This is a genomic window from Shewanella sp. 11B5 (assembly GCF_002836795.1).
GTDB lineage: Bacteria > Pseudomonadota > Gammaproteobacteria > Enterobacterales > Shewanellaceae > Shewanella > Shewanella frigidimarina.
Genome location: NZ_PJAP01000512.1, coordinates 1 through 5,767 on the forward strand (window position 1 = coordinate 1; position 5,767 = coordinate 5,767).

At 41.0% G+C, this 5,767-nt stretch carries 3 protein-coding genes; all 3 read left to right on the plus strand.

The features are described 5' to 3' along the window. Positions 1-27: 27 nt before the first annotated feature. Positions 28-1,248 (plus strand): threonine/serine exporter family protein, encoded by a 1,221-nt coding sequence (locus CXF78_RS12055; RefSeq protein WP_011635884.1) that lies wholly within the window; start codon positions 28-30, stop codon positions 1,246-1,248. A 255-nt stretch (positions 1,249-1,503) separates the two neighbouring features. Further along, positions 1,504-3,183, plus strand: a complete 1,680-nt coding sequence (locus CXF78_RS12060; protein WP_102036927.1) for a ShlB/FhaC/HecB family hemolysin secretion/activation protein — start codon at positions 1,504-1,506, stop codon at positions 3,181-3,183. A gap of 498 nt (positions 3,184-3,681) precedes the next feature. Next, positions 3,682-5,767 (plus strand): TonB-dependent receptor (locus CXF78_RS12065; RefSeq protein WP_102036928.1); only part of this gene is annotated, 2,086 nt, incomplete at its 3' end.

The window sequence follows — 5,767 nt, forward strand, 5'->3', positions numbered from 1 at the left end:
TACCTTAACAAGAGTGACTACTGCCCAGTGGATAATCAGGATTTTTTAGAAAAACGTAGATTTATCATTAAATTAGGTAAGTACCTGCACAAATTTGGTACTCCTGCGTATCGCTTAGAATCCCATTTGCAAACGGTATGTAATACCCTTGGTATTGAAGGATATTTTTTAATATCGCCAACATCGATGACATTTGTACTCCAACATGACACTGAGCAAGAATACAATCACGTTGCACGCGTTAAACCTGGCGACTTAGATTTAGGCTCGTTAGCTCGTACCTTTGAGTTGGTTGAAGAGCTCAGTTCTGGACAGCGAACCTTACAAGAAGCATTAGAACGCTTAGAAGAAATCGCCAATAAACCCAATCCTTATGGCCATAAACTGACGCTGTTAGCTTTTGGTTCAAGCGCGGGTGCCTTCGCCATGTTAATGGGTACCGGTTGGCATGACGTTTTTTGGTCAGCTATTTTTGGTTTACTGGTATACAGCTTAGTTTTTTGGGCCGAACGCTCAAAACGTATCGCAGAAATGCTCGAACCGATGGCAGCGGTAGTGTGCGCTATCTTGGCATCGGGGATTGCGCAATTAGACCCGAGTATCAATTTACCCGTAACCATTTTGTCGGGGATTATTATTTTTGTTCCCGGTCTTGCACTCACTCTCGGCTTAGCAGAACTTGCCGCCCGAGATTTAATCTCTGGTACGGCACGTATTATGGATGCGGTGATGCAGTTATTTAAACTGTATTTTGGTGCCGTGCTTGGTATGACCATTGGTAAAGCTATCTTTGGTGAAACTATCTATGTCGAACCAATACCATTACCTCGTTGGGCTATTTGGTCTGCGGTGCCGTTACTGTCCATGTCGTTGGTTATTATCTTTAAAGCACGCTTAAAAGACTCTCCTTGGGGCATATTTGCTGGCATTGTGGCATTTTTCTCTGCCATGCTAGGTGGGATTTATCTAGGTGAGTCTATTGGTATTTTTGTCGGTGCACTAGCCGTGGGTATCTATTCAAATCTGTATGCGCGTTGGATGAAAGCGCCTGTGTCGATTGCGTTACTGCAAGGTATCGTTATTCTCGTTCCTGGTAGCAAAACCTATATTGGTCTCAATGCATTAATTTCGGGCGAAACCATGCTCAATCAAGCCCATTTGGGCTCACAAATATTCTTAATTTTTATGTCCTTAATCGCTGGGCTTATTTTTGCTAACGTTATCGTGCCCCCTCGCCGTTCGTTATAAATCTTACAAGTTAACATTACCTTCCTATCGATATTAAAGGGCAGCTATAAATGCTGCCCTTATTTTTTAACAACTCAAATACCCATACAATTTAAATGGATTAATGAAATTTTTATTCAAGCTAAATGCTTGACTATTATGTTATTCAGGTATGATATGAAACAAAGAGGCAACATAAAAAGTTCATATTGAAAACAATAGTTCTATTCTTACAGACCTCTCAAAAAACATAACAATAAAAATAAGGACGAAGCTATGCCAATCATATTTATGGCAGTATTTTTTTTCGTCATCCTGCTTTCTTCGCCTGCTGTTCAAGCAACTATTGCTGACAGTGCGGCACAGTTAAAAGCCAACGATGACTCTGTCACTACGCCCTCTAGTCCATCGACAATCAATAAGCATGATGTCGAAAAAGTCGCGAACATTGTAATTGTTAGTCATCCTATTTTTGATGAGTCAGCTCCGGACGCTATTTTCCTTCACCGTTGGGCAAACTATCTGCATATTAATACCAAAGAGTCGACCATCCTCAATAGCTTAAGCTTTGAAAAAGGCGAAAAAATTACTCAAAAAGATCTTGAAGAAGCGCAGCGCTTATTGCGCTATGAACCTTACATTCGCGATGCAGATATCAACATTGCCAGAAAAGATCCACTAGCCGACGACAACGTTGAAGACGTAGTATTAGTCGAAACCTGGGATAACTGGTCATTACTGCCAACAGTCAGTTTGAGTAAAAATGGCGGCGACACTAAATACTCGTTTGGTATGAAGGAAGATAACTTACTGGGTTTAGGGGTTAAAACTAAAATAAAATACCAATCGAGTGCCGACCGCACCGGATATAAGTTTGCCTTTGATGCTCCAGTAAGATGGATTAAACACGGTAATGTGTCGGTCGATTTTTACGACAACAGTGACGGCCAAGCATCTGCTATCGCCTTTAATAAGCCCTTTTATACTCTAGACACTCAAAACATGTACGCCCTGTCATGGTTAACAGATACCCGCATCGACACCATAAGACAAAATGGCCAAGACATTAACGAATTTGAACATGTTATTGATTATGCTAACGTTGGATTTGGTTGGTTAGTCGATAAAACGCCAGATCAATTGCACCGTATTAGCCTAGGGATAACCCAAGACCAACATCAATTCAATAACATCGACGATTACCCTATTTCACCATTACCGTTTGATCGTGAGTTTATTTACCCTTGGATCAGCTACGAATACCTGCAAGACCAATACACAGTGCTGAACAATATTCATCTAATTAATAATAACGAAGACTTTAACTTAGGTTGGCACCACACTGTAAGTTTAGGATTGGAAACCAATGACGTTGCCGACAGTGCTGCTGTGGGTTATCACGTAACGGCTTCAAGCAGTCGCGGTTGGCAGGAAGACAATCAATTATTGCTAATGACCCTTAATGCTCGAACGGATATTCAAACTGGCCAACAAGATTTTTATAATGTCGGTTTAGCCGCTGAATTTTTCCACCAAATCAGCCCTAAGTGGACAGCCTATTCCAAGGCGCGTATCGCAACCTCACACAATAACTATCTTGATCAAACGTTTGCTCTTGGCGACGAAACCGGTGTACGGGGATATCCCAACGACTACCAACATGGTGAAAATCAATGGTTGCTCACGAGTGAAATCCGATACTATCCAAACATCAATTTATATCAACTGGCCGAGTTAGGTTGGGCTGTTTTTGCCGATATAGGTCAAGCAAGCGGTGGCCCAGATGAGCAAAACGAAGTTGATGGCCCTATTGGTAGTATTGGTATTGGCGCACGGATTTACTCTTCTAAATCCAGTTACGGTAACGTAGCCCATGTTGATATTGCCGTCCCGATCACTACGGGCAACGACATCAACGCTTGGGAGTTCAGATTCCAAGTTAAAGACCATTTTTAATCCGGCAAACCGTTCGATTGCTATCGTATCTAACGAGAACAGCTAGTACTAACGTGTGAAAAATTTAGGCTAAACGCTTAAAACGCACCAGGTGCTGCTGATCTTTGGCGGTTATGATCCGCCCAACAAAACGATTTACTTTATACAACCATGTACAGCAAGGTTATATCGTCATTATGCACGAATCACTTGTTGCAAACTTTTTACGATAAAATAAGCAAGACTGCTTAACAGGTCTCTTCTAACTGAACTTATGGTTTCAGTTTTCTGCATTATCGCTTACTCCTACAGGGCAACGACATATCACGCGGTCAGATTTTTATACAATGACGACAAGCAGCAGTGAAATTCATAATGAAGATCTGCAGCCCTTAGTTAAATGAATTATTAATATCTAACTGATTTAATGCAAAAAAGTAAAAAATGTAAATAATGTGTACTAGTTAATGATAATGAATATCATTAACTACCTTTCATTATTTGTTAATCGGTATACCTATGTTATTTAAGCCTAGCCAATTGGCTATTGCGACACATTGTGCATTATTTTTATTAGTACTCCCCGTAACTCATGCCAATGCAGAATCTTCAACACAAGCCACAGAAAACCAAGCTTCAATGGAGCGAATGATTATTACTGGCAGTCGCTCTGCTGAACGGATAGAGGAAGTCCCTTCTTCAGTCACGCTTATTGAGCAACAAACCCTCGCACAAGACATGTTAATGACTTCGCAGTTACAAAACTTACTCGCATTTCGCGTTCCAGGGTTAGCGCCAAGCACTGGCACATCGAGTAACTCGGGACAAAACTTACGCGGTCGTGCCGCACTAGTCATGATTGACGGCGTGCCACAATCTACCCCATTACGAAATGGAAAATTAGGCATAAGCTCTATCGATGCAGGGGTCATTGAGCGTATTGAAGTGATTAAAGGAGCGACCTCAATTTATGGCAATGGTGCTTCAGGCGGCATCATCAACTACATCACTAAACGAGCCAGTGAAGATAAAGCACGAGTGAAGGTTGGGGCTTCCAGTAAATTTAGTGCGGTAAAATTACAAGACAGTGCCGGTTATCGAGTGGATACATCAATAGACGGCATGGTTGATAATTTCAGTTACGTATTTAGTGCCATTACCGAAAAAACAGGTGTTGAACGTGATTCCGAAGGTGATGCTATCGGATTAGTCTATGGTTTATCAGAAACTAAATCCAACAACTATTTTACCAAACTTGGCTACCAATTTGACGACGATAAGTCGATTCAACTGACTTATAACTACTACGAAGCCCAACAAGAGTCTGACTACATAGATGTTGTTGGCAATGCTAACACTGGCGAAAAAACTTACTCGATAGAAAACCCTACTGGGATAGCAAAGCTGGGCGTACCTCAAGGACCGCGCGGTAATCATAACCTAATGTTAAAATTCGTCGACCAAGAGATATTCACTAACACCCAATTAACCGTTGATGGTTATCTGCAAAAAATTGAAAACATGTTTTTCTTTTCAAGTGCACTAGCTAACCTAAGCGAAGGTTACGAAGGGGGACAATCATTCATCAAGTCAGAGAAGAAAGGCCTACGTGTTAACTTTGCTACCCAAGTTGATTGGGATAATGTTGAATCAACCTTTATTTACGGTATTGATGCGCTGCAAGACATCAGTTCACAACCATTAGAAGACGGCCGAATTTGGGTGCCTGAAATGGACATGCGTAACTTAGCCGTTTATTTACAAACTAAGTTTGTTATTGCCGATGATTGGGTTTTTAAAGCCGGTATCCGCCAAGACAGTGTAGATTTAACGGTCGATGATTATCAAACTTTAAAACTTTGCCGAACGCCAAGTACTTGCTCAATACCTTTTGATGTCACAGGCGGAGAATTAACATATAACTCAACCACCTATAATATTGGCTTGCGTTACAATATGAACGAGTTATTTAACCCGTTCATGAGCTTTTCCCAAGGTGCAGATATTTCTGATATTGGTCGTCTTTTACGAACCGCCACAGTCGATGATATTGCATTAATCCGCACTGAATCATCCATTGTTGATAATTATGAAATCGGTTTTTCTGGTCAACTTGGTGATCTGAATTATGAAATTGCCGCCTACCGAAGTAAATCAGAATTAGGCACAAGTAACAGCTTTGATGCAACAACAGGCATTTACTTACCCGTACGCGCACCACAAAAAATTTGGGGTTATGAAGCGCAAGTTGATTATCAAGTGTTAAATAATCTCAATACAGGTTTAAGCTATAGTTGGGTTGAAGGTAAAGACACCGAAACCGATACTTATATAGATGGTGGCACCATATCCCCCCCTAAATTAACAGCTTATATTAGTTGGCAGCCCGTTGAAGAAGCTAGTATCGGCATTAACTACATGTATGTCGGTGACCGTGACCGATTTGAGCCAGTTGATGGCGCATATATTGGATCTCAAAGCCCTATAGAAAACTATAATGTAGTGAATCTAACCAGTAGCTATCAACTCAATAATTGGCAACTATCACTAGGTGTAGAAAACTTGCTCAATGAAGATTATTTTTCTGCCCGAGCACAATCTTCTA

Excerpts from the sequence above, each read along its gene's own strand:
- CXF78_RS12060 (WP_102036927.1), top strand. The coding sequence starts at position 1,504 with ATGCCAATCATATTTATGGCAGTATTTTTTTTCGTCATCCTGCTTTCT.